Raw genomic sequence first — 17,608 nt, 5'->3', positions numbered from 1 at the left:
TTTAATAAGTAGTTTTTTGTGACTACTTTTTTATTTTTGTAAAAAGGAGGAAGTTAAAATGGCAAAGTATATTTTTATAACTGGTGGAGTTGTTTCTGGTCTTGGTAAAGGTATAACCGGTAGTTCGCTAGGTGTATTATTAAAAAACTCTGGCTTAAAAGTTTTTATGCAAAAGTTTGATCCTTATTTAAACATAGACCCAGGTACTATGAACCCAATCGAACATGGTGAAGTGTTTGTAACTGAGGATGGTGGAGAAACCGACTTAGATTTAGGCCACTACGAAAGATTTATTGATGAAAATTTATTTAAAGTGTCTTCATGAAGTGCGGGGAAAATCTATTCAGAAGCTTTAAGAAAAGAAAGACACGGAAAGTATTTTGGTAAAACAGTACAAGTTATCCCACATATAACAGATTTAATAAAAGAAAAAATATATCAAGCAGAGAATATTAGCAAAGCAGACATTATAATTAGTGAGATAGGTGGAACTGTTGGTGATATTGAATCACAACCTTTTTTAGAAGCCATTAGACAAGTAAGAATGGAAAAAGGTTATAACAATGTGATGTTTATACATGTAGCACTACTACCATTTTTGAGAGTTTCAGGAGAATACAAAACCAAACCAATTCAACACTCAGTAAAAGAAATGTTAAGTTTAGGTATTCAACCAGATGTAATTGTTGCACGTACCGAGGGTCAGATTGATGAAAGGCTTAAAAATAAAATATCTTTATTTTGTAATATAACAACTCAAAATGTTATTGTTTGTCCTGACAGTGATTCAATTTATAAAATTCCTTTAATATTAAAGCAAACAAACCTGCACAACATTGTTGCTAATCAATTGCAATTAGAATTAAAAAATTTAAATATGAGTGGTTGAGAAAAATTTAACTTAAATATAATGGAATCAAGTACAGAAATGGAAATTCATATTGTAGGAAAGTATGTAGAATTAAGTGACGCCTACTTATCTGTTATGGAATCTTTAAAAATTGCGGGATATGATATTAAAAAGAAAGTTAAATTTGTTTGAGTAAATTCTAGATATTTAAATAAAGACAATGTTAAAGAACAACTTCAAGATGCTAAGGGAATATTGGTGCCTGGAGGATTTGGTGAAGAAGGTGTGGAAGGTAAAATACTTGCCGCCCAATTTGCTAGAGAAAATAATATACCTTACTTAGGAATATGTCTTGGTATGCAAGTCGCTTGTGTAGAATTTGCGAGAAATGTTGCTGGTATTGAAGATGCTATTTCATCAGAAATTAATAAAGAATCTAAAAATAAAATAATCGACATTTTAGAAGGCAAAGATGGGGAAAATATTGGTGGTACTTTGAGATTGGGTAAATACACAACTAACCTTGTACCTAATACATTAGCAAGTCAATTGTATGGTAGCAAAACAGCTGTTGAAAGACATAGACATAGATATGAATTTAATAATAGTTATAGAGAATTACTAGAAGAAAAAGGATTAGTGTTTTCAGGTATTTATAAAGAAGAAAACTTAGTTGAAATAATCGAAATACCAACTCATAAATTCTTTATTGCTTGTCAATACCACCCAGAATTCACATCTAGACCAAATAAACCAAATCCGCTCTTTAAAGGATTTGTGCAAGCCATAAGTGATAATTATAAATAACATATCTTTAGATATGTTATTTTTATATAAAAATAAATTTCTCTTTATAAATTTCTCTTTTTTACATTATTATGTTTTATTTTGCTTTAAGTTGTATAATAAATATTGGGAGGAAATTCTTATGTCAAGAAAATATCACGCAAAATTAGTTAATGCTAAAAAAATGGTGAGTGACGCTCATGCTGGTAAATATGCAATTGGTCATTTTAACATTAATAACTTAGAATGAACAAAAGCTTTACTAGAGGCAGCTCAAGAAAGCAAAACACCAATTATTATTGCAACTTCAGAAGGTGCAATAAAATATATGGGAGGTTTAAAAGTAATAGTAGGTATGGTAAATGGATTATTAGAGGATTTAAATATTACTGTACCAGTGGCTTTACACTTAGATCATGGTCAATCACTTGATATGGCTAAAAAATGTATTGAAGCAGGTTACTCATCAGTTATGTTTGATGGTTCACACTTAGATTACAAAGTAAACTTAGAATCAGTAAATGAATTAATGAAATTTGCAAACGATCACGAAGTGTCAGTTGAAGCAGAAATTGGTTCAATTGGTGGAGAAGAAGATGGAGTTATTGGATCAGGTGAATTAGGAGATCCTAAACAAGCAGCTGAAATGTCAAAAACAGGTATTTCTATGTTAGCTGCTGGAATTGGAAACATTCACGGTAAATATCCTGAATGATGAGAATCTTTATCATTTGACACATTAAAAGAATTACAAGCTGCATGTAACATGCCAATGGTATTACATGGAGGTTCTGGTATTCCACAAGATCAAATTAAAAAGGCTATAAGTCTTGGAATTTCAAAAATTAATGTTAATACTGAACTTCAATTATCATTTAGAGATGCAACAAGAAAATATATTGAAGAGAAAAAAGATCTTGACGATGTAGCTAAAGGTTTTGACCCACGTAAATTGTTGGCACCTGGAGCAAAAGCAATTAAAGATACTTTTGTAGAATTAACAAAATTATTTGGGTGCTATGGGAAAGCAAACTAATAAGGGTATCTTATAAATGCATTTAACTGCTGAAGAAAAAGTTAAAATTATTAATGACTTTAAAAATTCAGGGGTATCAGCTTCACACTTTGCACCAACCAGAAACATTAGTGTAGTATCTTTAAGAAACTGGGTTAAGAAATATGAGCAGGGCGGAAAAGAAGCACTTAAGACAAAATACGAAAAATAGGTTTGACCTATTTTTTTATTTTATCCATAAGACACAATAAGTGATATAATGTTAATACTAGAATGGTTTATTATGAATTTTGAATACTTCAAAAAAAATTTTAAAGAGGAAAAAGATTGTATGATCTTTTTAATAAATTGAAAACAAAAAAATAAACTTACTTTTTGTAATTGTGGATGCAACTTAGATAAGATGAAATGTTACTTAGAGAGAAGCTGCTTTGTTTGTTGTTGTCAAAAATTTATTTATCCAAGAAAAGACACAATATTTGAAAATTGTAAGTTATCTTTAAAAATTTGTTTTGAAGCTTTAGCACGTTATTGTGATAATAAAAAAATAACTGCACAATTTCTTTCTAGTGAATTAAACATAAATTATAAATCAGCTTATAGATTATTGAAAAAATTTAAAGGTATTGAAAATATTGAAGAAACGTTTTTATAGTAGGAGAAAATCAAATGATTAAAAATGCAAAAGTATATATTGACAATTTAGAATGTCCAAATTGTGCTGCATCAATATCTAAGGTACTGGAAAAAATAGATGTGAAAGATTCTAAAATACTTATTCCACTTAAAGAAGTTCACTTCAGTTATGATGAAAGTAACCAACAGATTGATGAAATTTTAACCAAACTAAAAAAAAGTGGGTTCAAAGGCAATTTGATAAATGACTAAACTTTTAAAAAAAATTAATTTAATTGTGTTTTGAATATTAAGTTTATTGGTAGCAATAGCAATGATAATAAATCATTTTTCTAAAAGTATATATGTAGATATTTTTTATAATAAATATTTTTTATTTATTTTCGGGCTAATTGCAACCTACATAATTGGAAAAAAATATATCAAAAACACTTATTATGAAGTTTTTAAATGAAAAAGAATAGGTATGAATCTTTTGATTTTTATATCAACTCAGTCTGCATTTTTGTTTTCAATATATCAATTGATTGTAAATCAGTTTCCAGAACTAATTGAAGTTTGTATCTTTGTAATTCTTTTTGTTTTAACAGGAGACACAATCAATGATATGTTGAGAAAAGTTATATCTTCAGATTTGAAAAGCCTCACAACACTACAACCAAAAAAAGTTATGATTAAAACTGATGATAATTTTGTTGAAAAAGAAATTTATAGTGTTGAAAAAGACACCACAATAAAAGTTTTAACTAATCAAGTCATACCACTTGATGCTCGTTTAATAACCCCGATTGCCCAAATAAATACTCAAATAATAGATGGGGAAAACACAACAAAAAGATTTTATGAAAATGATCATCTATTTGCGGGAATGATAAATAAAGGTAATGAGATTTTATTATCTACAACAAGTAAATTTTACGACTCTTTTTTAAATAAAGTTGTTAACAAAGTTGCAACAATCCAATCAGAAAAGTCAGGACTTCAAAATATTGTAGATAAAATAGCTCAAATATTTACTCCACTAGTAATTATTATCTCTATTGCTTCTTTTTTCATTAGTTATTTTTGATTAAATCAAGCAAATATTTATGAATCTATAAAAGTTATGATAACTGTATTGGTTTCTGCTTGTCCATGTTCAATTGGTATTGCAATACCTTTTGCTGTAATGATTGGTTCTACCAAAGCTGCTAAAAAAGGAGTTATATTTAATAAGCCCGATGCCTTTGGTAAAACTTCAAAAGTTAATGTTATTGCATTCGATAAAACCGGAACTCTAACAAAAGGAGAAGTTAGCGTAAAAAATTTTATAGGAGATAAAAAGTATTTAGATATACTTGGTCAATTTGAATCAACAGTTAGTCATCCACTAGCAACAGGTTTTCTAAACTACTTAAGAAATAAAAAAGTGCTTTACAATCAATCAGATTCGTTTGTTAAAAAGAGTGATACAAGTTTTTCTATTAATAAACTTAATTACAGTCTAATGCCTATTTCAAATTATCAAGATCAAGTTAAGTCAAAAATAGTTTTTGATAAAAATAAAATTTACAAAACAGCCACTTTATTGTTAGAAGAAAATCAAATAGTTGCTCTTATAGAATTTGATGATGTTGTAAGAGAAGAAGCTAAAAGAGCTATTAGCATTTTAAAAAAGCAACATTATGAAGTAGTTATGATAACTGGTGATAACAACAACAGTGCAAATTACGTTGCCAAAAAACTTGACATTGATGTAGTACATTCTGAAAAAACAATTAAGCAAAAACTAGAATTAATAGAAAACTATCAAAAACAAAACAAAAAAGTTTTATTTGTAGGAGATGGAATGAATGATATATTAGCTATGCAAAAAGCTAATTTATCAATTTCAATAGTGACGAATAAAACCTACTTAGACTTGGAATCTGATATAAGTTTATTAAACCCTAATATATCTTTAATAGTTGATTCTATCAAGTATGCAAAATATACTAAAAAAATTATATTATCAAACTTATTTTGAGCATTTATTTATAATATTATTTTGATACCATTAGCCATTTTTAATATCACCAATCCAATGATTGGTATGTTTGCAATGTTTTGTTCTTCAATTTTGGTTTTATTAAATTCACTAGTATTCAAACTTAAAAGATAATAAACATTTATTGTAAAAGTGGTAAATTATTTTTTAGAAGTATATAATATCTTTAATGATTTAAAAAGGGTTGGGTTGTATGAAAAAACTAGTTAAATTTTTACTATCTTTTTCTATTGTTGCAAATATGGTTTCAATGACTACTTCATGTAATGGAAGTTTGGGATTTTCTTCAAGTTATACTAATGAACAAAAAATATTATCTATAACTTCCTTAACAACCTCTCTTTTTGAAAAATATGATGTTAAACTAATGAGTAAACTAGACGAAGATAATTTGGCTGAATGAAAAAAACTTATCATTAATCTTTATGCAAATACAATGGGATATACGTTTACTGGTGAAGAAGAGTTAACAAAAGTTTTGGATGCTTCACTAACGCAATATGTTATGGCAAATATTTTACTAAATGAGGTGGCGGCTAAAATACCAGCATTATCTTGAATAAACAATAAAGTAAAGTGGCAGGCTGCTAAATGAAATTATACAGATTTAGTAGATGCAAAATCACCAAAGCAACCAATTGCAAAAAATGCAGCAGGATGAATAAGCGATGATGAATGATCTTTATCTGTGACGTTTTTAAACTCAGACAAAACCGGAAGTCAACAAGGTGAGACACCATTTTATGCAAGAATAAATGTAAACAAAAAAATTGCATTACAAGATAATTCATTAGAAGTTGATACTAAAAATTCTAATCCCTATTCATTTTGAAGAACAAGTGACGGAAATGTTCCAGATGCTATAACGCCAATTGCAAATTCTTCTGCTACTCAAACAAAAAATTATGGTGTTATTTACCAAGGGTTTGTAAATAGTAGCACTTTGATCGATTTATCAAATATAATTTACAATAGTGACAAAAACTACATGCCATCATCATTTTTGGATTTTACTCCATCAGTTGTTGATATGGTAAATAATATAAATATAGAAGATATTAATTATTAGAGGGGTAATTGTATGAAACCATTTTATAAAAGTAAAATTTGATATAGTTATTTAATTTTAGCTGCCTTTTTTGGTGGTATGTTGATTTTTGGTTTATATGAATGTTGCTTTGTTGAACAGTGATATGATGCATATTCTTGAGTGATAAACTATGATATTATTATGAGTTTTTTATCAGTTCAGGTAAATATAATGTCAATAGTTTGGTTAGTATTTTTGGTAATTAATTATGATAGAAGAGGTAGGGGTATTACTTCTGAGGGATTTACAAGATCATTATTAAATTGAAACTTGATCGTTTTTATAATTTTTTGAATTGGTATTATTTACTCTTTTGTTGAAGGAGAGATGAAATTAAATCTTTATACTAAAAACCAGATTGCTTGTACAATAGCAACACACTTTGTTTGTCCACTATATATATTTATAATGTACTTAATAACATCTGGAACAACAAAATTGAGTTATACAAAGTTCTGAAAAGAAAAAGATATTTATATTGCAGGTTTATATCCATTCTGCTATCTATTCTATGTTTACTTTAGAGGATTAATTTATATGAAAGACCTTAGTCATTCAACTATTAATGGTGATAGATGATATCATGAACAAGCTACTTGGCCATATCCTTTTACAATGTTTGAAAAAAGCAAACTGTTTGTAGGTAATTCGGTTGCTGGTTATATTATTTTACTAATAGTTGTTTTTGCATTATGAATATATTTACAACACATATTCTTAATATGAGTAAATAACGCAGTGCATAATTTTAAAAATAAACATAGTGAAAAAATTATAACTTGATGAAAAACAAAAGTTCTTAGATTAAAAAAATAAGTTTGTTATATTTAACAAACTTATTTTTTAATTTTGCTTATATAATATTAAGGAACTTAAAAGTTTTATTAAGTTCTAGTTGGGGGTATGTTTGTGAAAAAGTTATTAAAATTTTTGATGAGTTTTGGTATCGTAACAGCAAGCACAGCACCATCAATTGGATGTTTATCTCAAATAATACCCAAAAATAGTACTGACACCAGAGTAGACCTTAGTTCATTGCATGGTAGCCAGTTATATATTTTACCTTGGGCAGATCCTAAAAAAATAGCATCAGAAACAGACTCTATTGTTTCATATTCACAAAGGGCTATCAAAAAGTGTTTTGATGCTTTACAAGTAATCATGAAAATATTGGAACGAAATGGTATAGATGATGAAGATCAACTAATGATTATGTCAATAAGTCTTGCTTTGACAACAATCAATGAAACCGAAGAAGATCAAATAAATGTCTCTAAATGATATGCAACCGAGTATGAAGCAAGTTTAAATCAAGAATCTGTGATAAATTTAGAAACAAGAATAACAAATAGAGCATATTACAACGCAAGTGATGCAAGTGCGTCTGCTGCATTAACAGTACTTCAAGCTCAAAATCTTTGTACTAAGGCAAAATCATTAGCAACAGATAATGACAATTTGAAAAAAGTGGTTGAGGCACAGCAATCTATTGATGTTTCAAAATTTTATCTTGGATTTGCTGCTGATAAGTGAAATAATGTTGATAACTCATATCGAAGAAAAGATTTTATAAAGTCAGCTACAAAGTGAGAAGAAAGCAAAGATGGAGTTGTTGATGCAGTATTATCATCAATTAGGTTACAAAAAGGTGTCAACCTTAGTGCCAAAGAAGATAATAATGATGAAACAACCACAGATAGTGATATAAAGTATGATTTGGAAATTGAAAGTTTTAACTATGATTCTAACAATAGGATTAAATCTGTGAGCGTAAAAGCAAATAGTGATAGTAAACTCGTAAAAGGTTCAAATGTATTTAATGTATTTGAGAAAATAGATATTTCAAACTATTTTCAAAGTCCATCAATTAAAGCCGATTCTATAAAACTAGAAGATGTTAAGCAAAGTGTAATTGAAGATATAAAGAATACCATACAACCAGTAATTAACGAAAGTAAGTATGATTGAAATAATTGAGTATTAAAAGAAAAAAGAGACTTATGATTTAACGACCACGCCGGTGATTATTTATACTATGAAAAACCAACCAATTCTAAAGACGGTAGCATTACAATTGATGCAATCAGCTCTAGTTCTTTAGTTACTGGAAGAGTTACTTATAATGTTAAGTTTGTCAAAGGTGACTTATCAAAATTATCAACCGAGGAATTAGATCTGTTCACTGATTCTTCTGACATAAAATCCATTCAGCAAAGCATAATTGATTTATTATATAATAAATATGGAATTAGCGCTTCTTTGGAAGAAGATCTTGTTTTTAGTGACTATAACCCTAAACAAGAAGGACAATTAGGAAGCATAACTTTATCAATAAATAAAAATAGTCTTAATTTTAATGAGGGTAAAGTTACATTTATCATTCACTAGATTCCTTAGGATGTAACACATAAATGTAGTATAATCATAAAAAGTATTTAAATTTTTAGGGGTGAAATCATATGAAAAAACTATTAAGTTTTTTATCAGCAACTAGTTTAATAGTAACTACAAGTGCAGCAACAACAGCATGTATTTTAGATGATACAGCTAAAAAAAGTGACACAAGAGTAGATATAAGTAAATTATCTAGAACAAAGATTGTTCCTTGAATTGACTCAAGAAAAATTGTTGATTTATCTGCAAGTTCTGTTGACTATTCTAACAAAGCTATAAACAATGCAATAGATATAAATAAACTTATAGGAGATTGAGCTATTAAACCAAATGATGTTTTGGGTCAAGCTGCCCAAGCCTTTGCATTACCAGCAATACAAGATAATGCAAAAATTGTTACCGAAAACATGAATTCTGTGAAAACTAGATATGCAACAGAATATGAAGCAAGTAATAATAAAGTACCTGCAAATGATAATGCAGACTATCTTGAAAAACGAATCAATAATGTATGTTATAATAACGCAATTACTTTGTTGGGCCAAAAATTTACTGAAAAAGATCTGGAAAATATAGATCTTGAAACTGCAGATATAAAAAATTTTAACACTGCACACATTGCTCAAGTAATTTCTGCATATATTTTACAAAAAGCAGAAGCACAAAGAGGTGATTTGAGTCAACAACAATTAAATGATCTAAAAAGTGCAGAGAGACTTCTTGCATTACAGAATTTGAATATTAATTATGCAGAAGAAGATAATGCAAAATTACAAAGCATCTATGGAGCTCAGGGTGATTCAATTACTTCTGTTGGTATTTGACAAAAATCACAAGAAGCAGCAAAACAAGCAGCCATCTCTTCAATAACACTTCAACTTGGTTTTAAAGTTACACCAGAAGCTGATTTTACATTTGAATATGAAAAAGATGACACAAAAGTAAAATCTATTAAATTAACTGCAAAAGAAGATAGCAAAACATTCAAAGGAGCAGTTACATTTACTGTATTTGAGAAAAAGGATTTAAATGATGTAGTAAGTGAAAAAACTATAACACCAGAAAATAATACATTAGAAGCAGTTAAAAAATCTGCGATATCATTAATTCAAAATTCATTTCCAGATTTAGTTAAAGATGAAGTATACGCTGCAGAAGCTTGAAATATAAAATATGAAAAAGACTTTTGATATAACTCATTCAAAGGTGCTTCTTCAACAGATCAATCAGGTAAAGATGAGAAAATATTTAAAAAAGCAACAAATGATTCACAAGGTCAAATAATGATGAGTGCTATAAATTCAAGCCCAATTGTTACAGGAGATGTAATTATCCTTGTTAATTTTGTTATGGGTGATCTTTCAACAATAACAAAAGGAAAAAATACAGTTTTATCTATGACAAGCTATTCTGAATCAGAGCTTGCCAAAAAAGTTAATGCTAGAATAAGTGAATTATTTGGTATAAAAGTTGAGGAAAATAGCGACTACATAATGCAAGTTAATTCAAAACCAACACCAATCAATCCAAAAGGTTCTGTAACAATAACTGCAAATCCATCTTCTAAAAATATTAGTGGCAGTTGTGATTTTGACATAGTTGTAACATTTTAATATTTAATTTATCAAAATTAGTAAATATTTTTAAAAATATGTTAATATTATTCTTGTATTGAACTTAAAGGTTTTTATTTCAATAAGGAGAGTGAAGATATGCCAAAATTAGATATACATCCAAAATATTTTGAAACTAAGTTTGTTTGTACTACTTGCTCTAATGAATTTATGTCAGGATCAACTAGAGGTGAAGAAGTGAGAGTAGATACTTGCTCAAACTGTCACCCATTCTACACAGGTAAACAATCTTTTGCAAATGCAGAGGGTAGAGTAGAGAAGTTTAAGGAAAAATTTGTTAAACAAGAAGCTATGGCAGCGCAAAAAAAAGCTATTAGTGAAGCACAAAAACAAGAAAATGCAAAAAAAGCAAAAGACAAAAAATAGTCTTTATTATAAAAAACCAGGAAACTGGTTTTTTTGTTTAGAAAATAGATTTGTTATACAATATTAAAAGTGGGAGGTAAATAATGAGTTATTCAATAAAAAACGCTAGATTTGTAAATAAAAAAGTTATTCCTCCATTAATTAATTTTGAGGTTAATAGTGGAAATATGACTACTATTGTTTCTAGTGAAGCCAAACTTTTAAAACAGTTTAAAAAGATTTTAGAAGGTAGATATTTGGTAGATAGTGGAACCTTTAAAGTTGATGGTTATGATAAAGTTAATAGACTTTGAACTAAAAAAAAGTTAGCAATTATAAAAGCCGGTAATCGTTTCTTTAGAAAGTGACCTGAAAAGTTTTGGTTACACAGTTCTCTTTTATTTAATAAAGATTTTTACAACCAGGCTAAAATTAATTACTATAATACAAAGTTTTCATACCTTTCATTTGCTACTTCAAAAAGTAACAAGACTGATTTGGAAATGAGAGATAAAGTTGATAAGATGGTAGAAAAGTTTATTAGCAACTCATGTGAGATTGAAGAACAATGACTTAACGAATTTTTAAAACAAATTATTAGTTTTAATGAAAATAAGCTAAATGATAATATTGACGAAATATCAGAACACATTCTAATAATTTTAAAAGATTACTATTATTTAGTTGAAAACAACAATAATTTAGAATTGTTACAAACATTTTTACAAAGTTTGTGAGATAAAGTTTATTCATTTATTGATTTGAACTCTCTATGTACTTGTCAATATAAAGCTAAAAAAAGTAAAGATAAAAAAGTTAGAAAAAAAGCAAAAGAATTATCATTTAAACAACATAATTTTGTTATTAGAAAACAATTAAAAATAATAGATTTAAAAATAAGCACCATAAAAAGAAAATTGTCAAAAAACAGATTTACTATAAATGGTCTAAAAAAACAAATATTTTTTGAATTATCAAAAGTAGATAATCAAAAATATAAAAAGTTTAGAAAAATAGACGACATGTTTTCTTGAAGACAATTGTCAATTGATCAAAGATTTGAGTTTAAGCAAAAACAAGAAAAAATGTTTTTCGAAGGACTAAGCGACGAGTCAACGATGATAAGAGGTAAAATTGTTGAAATTATTCATAAATATCATCAATCTTTACTAAGTGGTGAAGTAGAATTTGGAAATAAAAAGAATTTTAATAAAGAGTTAAAAGAATACAAAAGTAAGATTGAAACTATATCTAAACAAGCAACAATATGAATTAACTCAACAGTTGAAGAGTTGGGAATGAATTTTAGTTTAGGTGTTAAAACATTTAAAGTTAGTGCACTATATTCTATTTATTTAAAAATCTTAGAATCTATATACTTGAAAAAATATAACATTATTTTATATAACTCTTTATCTAATTTATCAAAAACTGATTATGATGAACTCATAAATGTTTTAAAAAACCTAAAAATAATTAATAAAAAGTTTTGCGTTATTTTTATGGAGAAAAATTTAGAAAATATTTATGATTTAAAACAAAAGCTATTTTTGGTAGAAGAAGCACAAATAACAGAATTATCTTTTGATATGTTATTAAAATCAAAATGAAACACATTTGGAAGCGGAGTATTTCATAATAAAAACAGAATACCATATAGCTATAACGAAAAACATTTATTCATCTTCAATGATAAAATTAAAACTACAAACTCAAAGTTTCACGAGAAAGGTCAATTGTTATTAAATCCGTTGTCAATTTCAACTAGCAAAAGAAAAATTGAAGGTCAATATATTGAAGTGAAGGGTAAAGTTCAACCAACCACAGAGTTTAGAGATGAAAAAGTATATCAAATGCAATGTGATGATGGACATAAATTGTTTTTCTATTCAAGTGAAAAGATTGAATCTAAAAAATCTATAAGTGTTTATTTTTCAGAAGATGCTATTTTAGAAATACTTTAGGGGGAAATATGATTTCAACAGAACAATCAAATTTATTAATACAAAAAATAAATGAATACGAAAACATAATTATTGCAAAACATGTTCAGCCAGATTGAGATGCGCAAGGGAGTGCGATTGGATTAAAAGATATAATTGAAAACAATTTTAAAAACAAAAACGTCTACATTGTTGGTTCAATAATAAACAAAAAAAATGAATCATTTGAAGATGAATCAAAACTTACCGACGAAATAATCAAGAATTCTATTTTGATAACTGTTGACACAGGTAATTTTGCAAGAGTAGACTTTGAATATAAAGAATTAGTTAAAGAGATTTTTAAATTGGATCATCACCCAGACGCGGAAGAATATTCTCAAAATAAAGTTGTTGATGATAGTGCAATAGCTTGTACACAAGTAATTACTTCTTGAGCAATGATGAATAATTTTAAATTAAGCTTACATGGTGCAACTCATCTTTATTATGGTTTGATAACGGATTCTGGAAGATTTTTATTTGAAAAAACAAATGCAGAAACTTTCAATGTTGCAAAATATTTGGTTGAATGTGGAGTTGACATCATAAAGGTATATGAAGATATATATATACGTGATTTTAAAGTAGCAAAATGATTATCTTATGCTTTTAGTAAAGCTGTACTAGTTGATAATTACCCTATTGCATATATATTAATTGATGAAGAAGATTATAAAAATTTTGATTTATTAGAATGACAATATAAATTGGCACAATCAACTATGGCTAATATAAAGGAAATAAATATATGATTTATTGCTTATGAATCTAAGGACGATAATCTCATAAAAGTTTCTATTAGATCACGCAGTTACTCAATCAATGAAGTTGCTGCGCTTCATAATGGTGGTGGGCATAGGCTTGCTGCCGGAGCAAAATTAAATAATTGAAGCGAAATTGAAAATATTGTAAAAGACCTTAAAAAATTGGTAGATAATCAACTATAATTATTTTTGGATAACAAAACAGGAGAAGATTATGAGCTATAGAATTAATCCAAATAGCAAAAGGGGCTGAATTGAACTTATAACTGGTTGTATGTTTGCTGGTAAAACAGAAGAGTTCATCAGAAGACTTAAAAGGTATGAATATGCAAAACAAAAAGTTTTAGTTTTTAAACCAGCTATGGAAAATAGATATTCAAAAGATAATGTAACTTCTCACTCAGGATTAGAATTACCAGCAATAAGGGTGAAAAATAGCAATGAGTTGAGAGAGCATGTGTTTAGAGACAAAGATGTAAAAATAATAGGTGTAGATGAGGTTCAATTCCTAGATACAGATATAGTGGATGTTTTATCAGAAATCGCAGATAAAGGAATTATCGTAGTTGCGAATGGATTGGATAAAGATTATAGAAATGATCCATTTCAAAATGTAGATAAATTATTAGTACAAGCGGAATATGTTGATAAGCTAACATCAATTTGTTATGTATGTGGTGGAAACGCTAGTAGAACACAAAGAATTGTTGGAGGTGTTCCTGCAAAGGCGGATGAACCACTTGTACTTTTATCAGCAAACGAAAAATATGAAGCTAGATGTAGACATTGTTACATAAAACCAGAATAAAAGGGAGTGTTTAATATGAACAAAAAAACAATTGAAGCACTTGATGTTATTTTAAAAAGAGTTGAGACAATTGATTTGGAATTACAAAAAGATGACACTCTTAAAGACATTAAGTTAATGACTGTTCTTAATAAGGAAAGAGCAAGCTTAGAAGAAAAAGCTAACAAATATATAGAATATAAAAAAGTAGAAGCAGATATTAATGATGCTAAGGAAGTTTTGGATAAAGAAAAAGATCCCGAATTGAGAGACTTAGCAAAAATGCAATTAGAAGAAGCAAATATCCAAATTGAAAAAATAGAACAAGAACTTGAGTTATTATTACTTCCAAAAGATATTAATGATGACAAAAACGTTATTTTTGAAATTAGGGGGGCAGCTGGTGGAGACGAAGCAAATATTTTTGCTGGTGATTTATTTAGAATGTACTCTAAGTTTGCTGAAAAAAATAATTGAAAAATAGATGTTTTAGACCAAAATGAATCCACAGCAGGTGGTTTTAGTCAAATATCTTTTATGGTAAAAGGTGAAAACGTTTATTCTAAAATGAAGTTTGAATCAGGTGGACACAGAGTACAAAGAGTACCTAAAACAGAATCTAAAGGAAGAATTCAAACATCTACAGCAACCGTTGCTGTTTTACCAGAAATTAGTGATGTAGAAGTTGAAATTAAAGCATCTGATTTAAGAATTGATACATATAGATCTAGTGGGGCAGGTGGACAGCACGTTAACACAACAGATTCAGCTGTTAGAATTACACATATACCCACAGGAATTGTTGCAGCATCACAAGATGGAAGAAGTCAACATGATAATAAAGATAAAGCTATGACAATGTTAAGAGCACGTGTTTACGAGGCTGAACTGGAAAAACAAAACTCAGAAGCTGCTAATATGCGTAAGAATGCGGTTGGGTCAGGTGCTCGTAGTGAAAAAATTAGAACGTATAACTATGCACAAAATAGAGTAACTGACCATAGAATTAACTTGAGTTTAAATAAATTAGACCAAGTTATGGAAGGTAATATTGACGAATTAATTACAGAATTGATTAATAACGCACAAAAAGAATTAATAGCTCAACAAATTGAACAATCAAGCTAATGAACGCTCATAAACTATATTTAAAGTATTATGAAGTGTTTGATAAAACTTCATTTAGAGAAATTCTTATTTATATCAAAAAAAATAGTGACTTTAATTCTTTTGGACAAATAAATTTAAATGAATCAGAATTAGATTCTTTTTTTATTATCTTAAAAAAGTTTCAAAATCATATACCTTTAGCATATATATTAGGATATAAGTTTTTTTATAAAAATGAATTTATAGTTAATAAAAACGTTTTGATACCTAGGTTTGAATCAGAACTATTGATTGAAGAAACTCTCAAATATGAAATCAAAAATAAAAAAGTGATTGACATTTGTTGTGGTTCGGGTTGCATTGGTATAAGTTTGAAACTAGCTGAACCATCAATTAAATTATTTTTAACAGACATATCTTCTAAAGCCTTGGAGGTCACAAAGCAAAATTTGGAAAAATTTGATATAAAAGCTGATGTTTACCTAGGAGATTTTTTGGAACCTATTTTTGATAAAAAAGTTGTACCTGATTTTATCTTAATTAATCCACCATACATTGCTTATGATGATAACAATGTGGATATAAAAACATTAAAGTATGAACCGAAAAAAGCATTATTTACAGAGGAAAATGGATTAAAATTTTACAAATTGCTAGAACAAAATATAGTTAAACTTTATAAATTAAACCCAAAAATTGTAATTATATGTGAATTTGGTTATGAACAAAAACAAGCAATAGAAAGCATTTTTAAACATTTGAGTGTAAAATATAATGTAGAATTTAAAAAAGACTACTTTAATAATTGACGCTATTTTGTCATAAATAGCAAGGAGTTACATGAAAAATAAATCAGAAGCTACAGTAGAAAAAAAAGGAATAGAAATCAGAAAAGCAATTATAAGATGCACTATTTTTCTTTTGGTTTTCTTCCCTTCTTATACTTTTATAGGTATTTTTTATGCAAATCCTAATTTTGCAATGTATGAAGATAATTTTGATTTGATATCATCAAAATTAGATTCAAATATTTTACCAACACCATTACCAATGACTATTTTTTTATGACTCGGCTTTTCTTTATTTATATTATCAATTGGACATTTAATTTTTATTTCTTTAATCTTTAAAAAACACGCAAAAAATAAAATACTAAAAAATATTTTTCTAGCTTGAATGATAACCATCTTTTTAGCTTCAAGTTTATTTTTTACATTATCTGAATATAATTACTCTAGATTTTATGATATATATACATATATAAAAAATATGAAAACCACTGATGACAAGGAATTTAACAGCATAATAAATTATTATGCTCAAAACTATTCAGAAGGTTGAAATTTTAAATGAAGCAGTGATATATTTAGTTGACTTATTTGCATTTTCCAAATAATGGTTATTATGATCCAGTTTTCAATGTTTAATAGTAGTATTTCATCTAAAGAAGTTAATGTTGAAGAGACAAACAAAACATCAACAATTAATAGTGTTGGTTATGGTAAAATTGGTGCTTTCGTAGGTAAAATAACTGGAAATACAAATAAAAATATTAGTTTATGATTATTAATATGCTCTATGCTGGTTTTTATACCGCAGCTTATTTTTATAATAATATTAGAGTCTGAATCTTCAATGGGATTTTCTTTGTTGGAATGAACTTTTATAGCATCATTTCTTTTAAAAAATGAGGTACCAGAATTTTATGAAAAAACAAGCAAAATAGATGCTTCATATGTTGTCATAGGTCATTTGCCATTGATTGCGACGGGTTTTTTAGCGGCCACTATATGTATCTTTTTAATAATTTATATAAAAAGAATAAATATAAGTAAAAGCTTTTTTATAACACAATTTGCAATTATGGCTGCTGAGTTAGTTTTGGTATTAGCGGTTAATACATACACAATATATGAAATAAACAAAATAGTGGATGTGTGAAATGAATATAACTTAGCTGAGTTAGTCAAACCATATGTCGATTCTATTCCGTTTTTAAGTCAAAACATTGTTAATGGTAATATTAGTTATCCGTGATTATATGGTGAACAGTATATTTCGTTACTTATAATTTCACTAGCATTTACTGGTGTTTCATTCACAATGTTAACAAGCAAGAGTAAAAAAATTTTCAAAAATAATAAAACCCTTTAAATAAAGGGTTTTTTATTTAAAAAAATTTACAT

At 27.6% G+C, this 17,608-nt stretch carries 17 protein-coding genes; all 17 read left to right on the top strand.

The features are described 5' to 3' along the window. The first annotated feature begins 58 nt into the window (after window positions 1–58). The 17 genes from SHELI_RS05675 (at window position 59) to SHELI_RS05600 (ending at window position 17,576) form a co-directional block, all read left to right on the top strand. Entirely contained in the window at window positions 59–1,657 is a 1,599-nt protein-coding gene (locus SHELI_RS05675) for a CTP synthase (RefSeq protein ID WP_069117493.1), read from the top strand. Between the two features lie 121 nt (window positions 1,658–1,778). Further along, entirely contained in the window at window positions 1,779–2,672 is an 894-nt protein-coding gene (gene fba / locus SHELI_RS05670; protein WP_069117491.1) for a class II fructose-1,6-bisphosphate aldolase, read from the top strand. 16 nt (window positions 2,673–2,688) lie between these two features. Further along, window positions 2,689–2,862, top strand: coding sequence for a helix-turn-helix domain-containing protein (locus SHELI_RS06060; protein ID WP_157087603.1), 174 nt, complete (start codon window positions 2,689–2,691; stop codon window positions 2,860–2,862). A 120-nt stretch (window positions 2,863–2,982) separates the two neighbouring features. Beyond that, complete coding sequence (locus SHELI_RS05665) at window positions 2,983–3,306, top strand: hypothetical protein (RefSeq protein ID WP_157087602.1); 324 nt, start codon at window positions 2,983–2,985, stop codon at window positions 3,304–3,306. Between the two features lie 14 nt (window positions 3,307–3,320). Further along, a complete protein-coding gene (locus tag SHELI_RS05660) occupies window positions 3,321–3,539 on the top strand; it encodes a heavy-metal-associated domain-containing protein (protein ID WP_069117487.1) in 219 nt (72 codons plus the stop codon). After that, window positions 3,532–5,427: a heavy metal translocating P-type ATPase gene (locus SHELI_RS05655; RefSeq protein ID WP_069117485.1), complete on the top strand. Its 1,896-nt coding sequence runs from the start codon at window positions 3,532–3,534 to the stop codon at window positions 5,425–5,427. Before SHELI_RS05660 ends, SHELI_RS05655 begins: the two co-directional genes overlap by 8 nt. A 79-nt stretch (window positions 5,428–5,506) precedes the next feature. Beyond that, a complete protein-coding gene (locus tag SHELI_RS05650) occupies window positions 5,507–6,382 on the top strand; it encodes a hypothetical protein (protein ID WP_069117483.1) in 876 nt (291 codons plus the stop codon). A gap of 12 nt (window positions 6,383–6,394) precedes the next feature. Then, on the top strand, window positions 6,395–7,219 hold the full coding sequence (locus SHELI_RS05645; RefSeq protein ID WP_069117481.1) for a hypothetical protein: 825 nt from the start codon (window positions 6,395–6,397) through the stop codon (window positions 7,217–7,219). Window positions 7,220–7,312: 93 nt separating this feature from the next. Further along, window positions 7,313–8,791 (top strand): hypothetical protein, encoded by a 1,479-nt coding sequence (locus SHELI_RS05640; RefSeq protein ID WP_069117479.1) that lies wholly within the window; start codon window positions 7,313–7,315, stop codon window positions 8,789–8,791. Between the two features lie 71 nt (window positions 8,792–8,862). After that, a complete protein-coding gene (locus SHELI_RS05635; protein WP_069117477.1) occupies window positions 8,863–10,410 on the top strand; it encodes a lipoprotein in 1,548 nt (515 codons plus the stop codon). Window positions 10,411–10,509: 99 nt separating this feature from the next. After that, the gene (gene rpmE / locus SHELI_RS05630; protein WP_069117475.1) at window positions 10,510–10,797 is read left to right on the top strand and encodes a 50S ribosomal protein L31; all 288 of its coding nucleotides are present in this window, start codon (window positions 10,510–10,512) and stop codon (window positions 10,795–10,797) included. Between the two features lie 83 nt (window positions 10,798–10,880). Continuing rightward, entirely contained in the window at window positions 10,881–12,740 is a 1,860-nt protein-coding gene (locus tag SHELI_RS05625; protein ID WP_069117473.1) for a hypothetical protein, read from the top strand. An 8-nt stretch (window positions 12,741–12,748) separates the two neighbouring features. Continuing rightward, complete coding sequence (locus SHELI_RS05620; protein ID WP_069117471.1) at window positions 12,749–13,708, top strand: DHH family phosphoesterase; 960 nt, start codon at window positions 12,749–12,751, stop codon at window positions 13,706–13,708. A 31-nt stretch (window positions 13,709–13,739) separates the two neighbouring features. Continuing rightward, window positions 13,740–14,333: a thymidine kinase gene (locus tag SHELI_RS05615; protein ID WP_069117469.1), complete on the top strand. Its 594-nt coding sequence runs from the start codon at window positions 13,740–13,742 to the stop codon at window positions 14,331–14,333. A 15-nt stretch (window positions 14,334–14,348) separates the two neighbouring features. Next, a complete protein-coding gene (gene prfA / locus SHELI_RS05610) occupies window positions 14,349–15,440 on the top strand; it encodes a peptide chain release factor 1 (RefSeq protein WP_069117467.1) in 1,092 nt (363 codons plus the stop codon). Continuing rightward, entirely contained in the window at window positions 15,440–16,273 is an 834-nt protein-coding gene (gene prmC / locus SHELI_RS05605) for a peptide chain release factor N(5)-glutamine methyltransferase (protein WP_069117466.1), read from the top strand. Before prfA ends, prmC begins: the two co-directional genes overlap by 1 nt. Then, window positions 16,263–17,576, top strand: coding sequence for a hypothetical protein (locus tag SHELI_RS05600; RefSeq protein WP_069117464.1), 1,314 nt, complete (start codon window positions 16,263–16,265; stop codon window positions 17,574–17,576). Before prmC ends, SHELI_RS05600 begins: the two co-directional genes overlap by 11 nt. Window positions 17,577–17,608: the final 32 nt, after the last annotated feature.

This window comes from Spiroplasma helicoides, assembly GCF_001715535.1.
GTDB lineage: Bacteria > Bacillota_I > Bacilli_A > Mycoplasmatales > Mycoplasmataceae > Spiroplasma_A > Spiroplasma_A helicoides.
The sequence above is the reverse complement of the archived record's forward strand: the minus strand, read 5'-3'. Positions and strand labels throughout refer to the sequence as shown.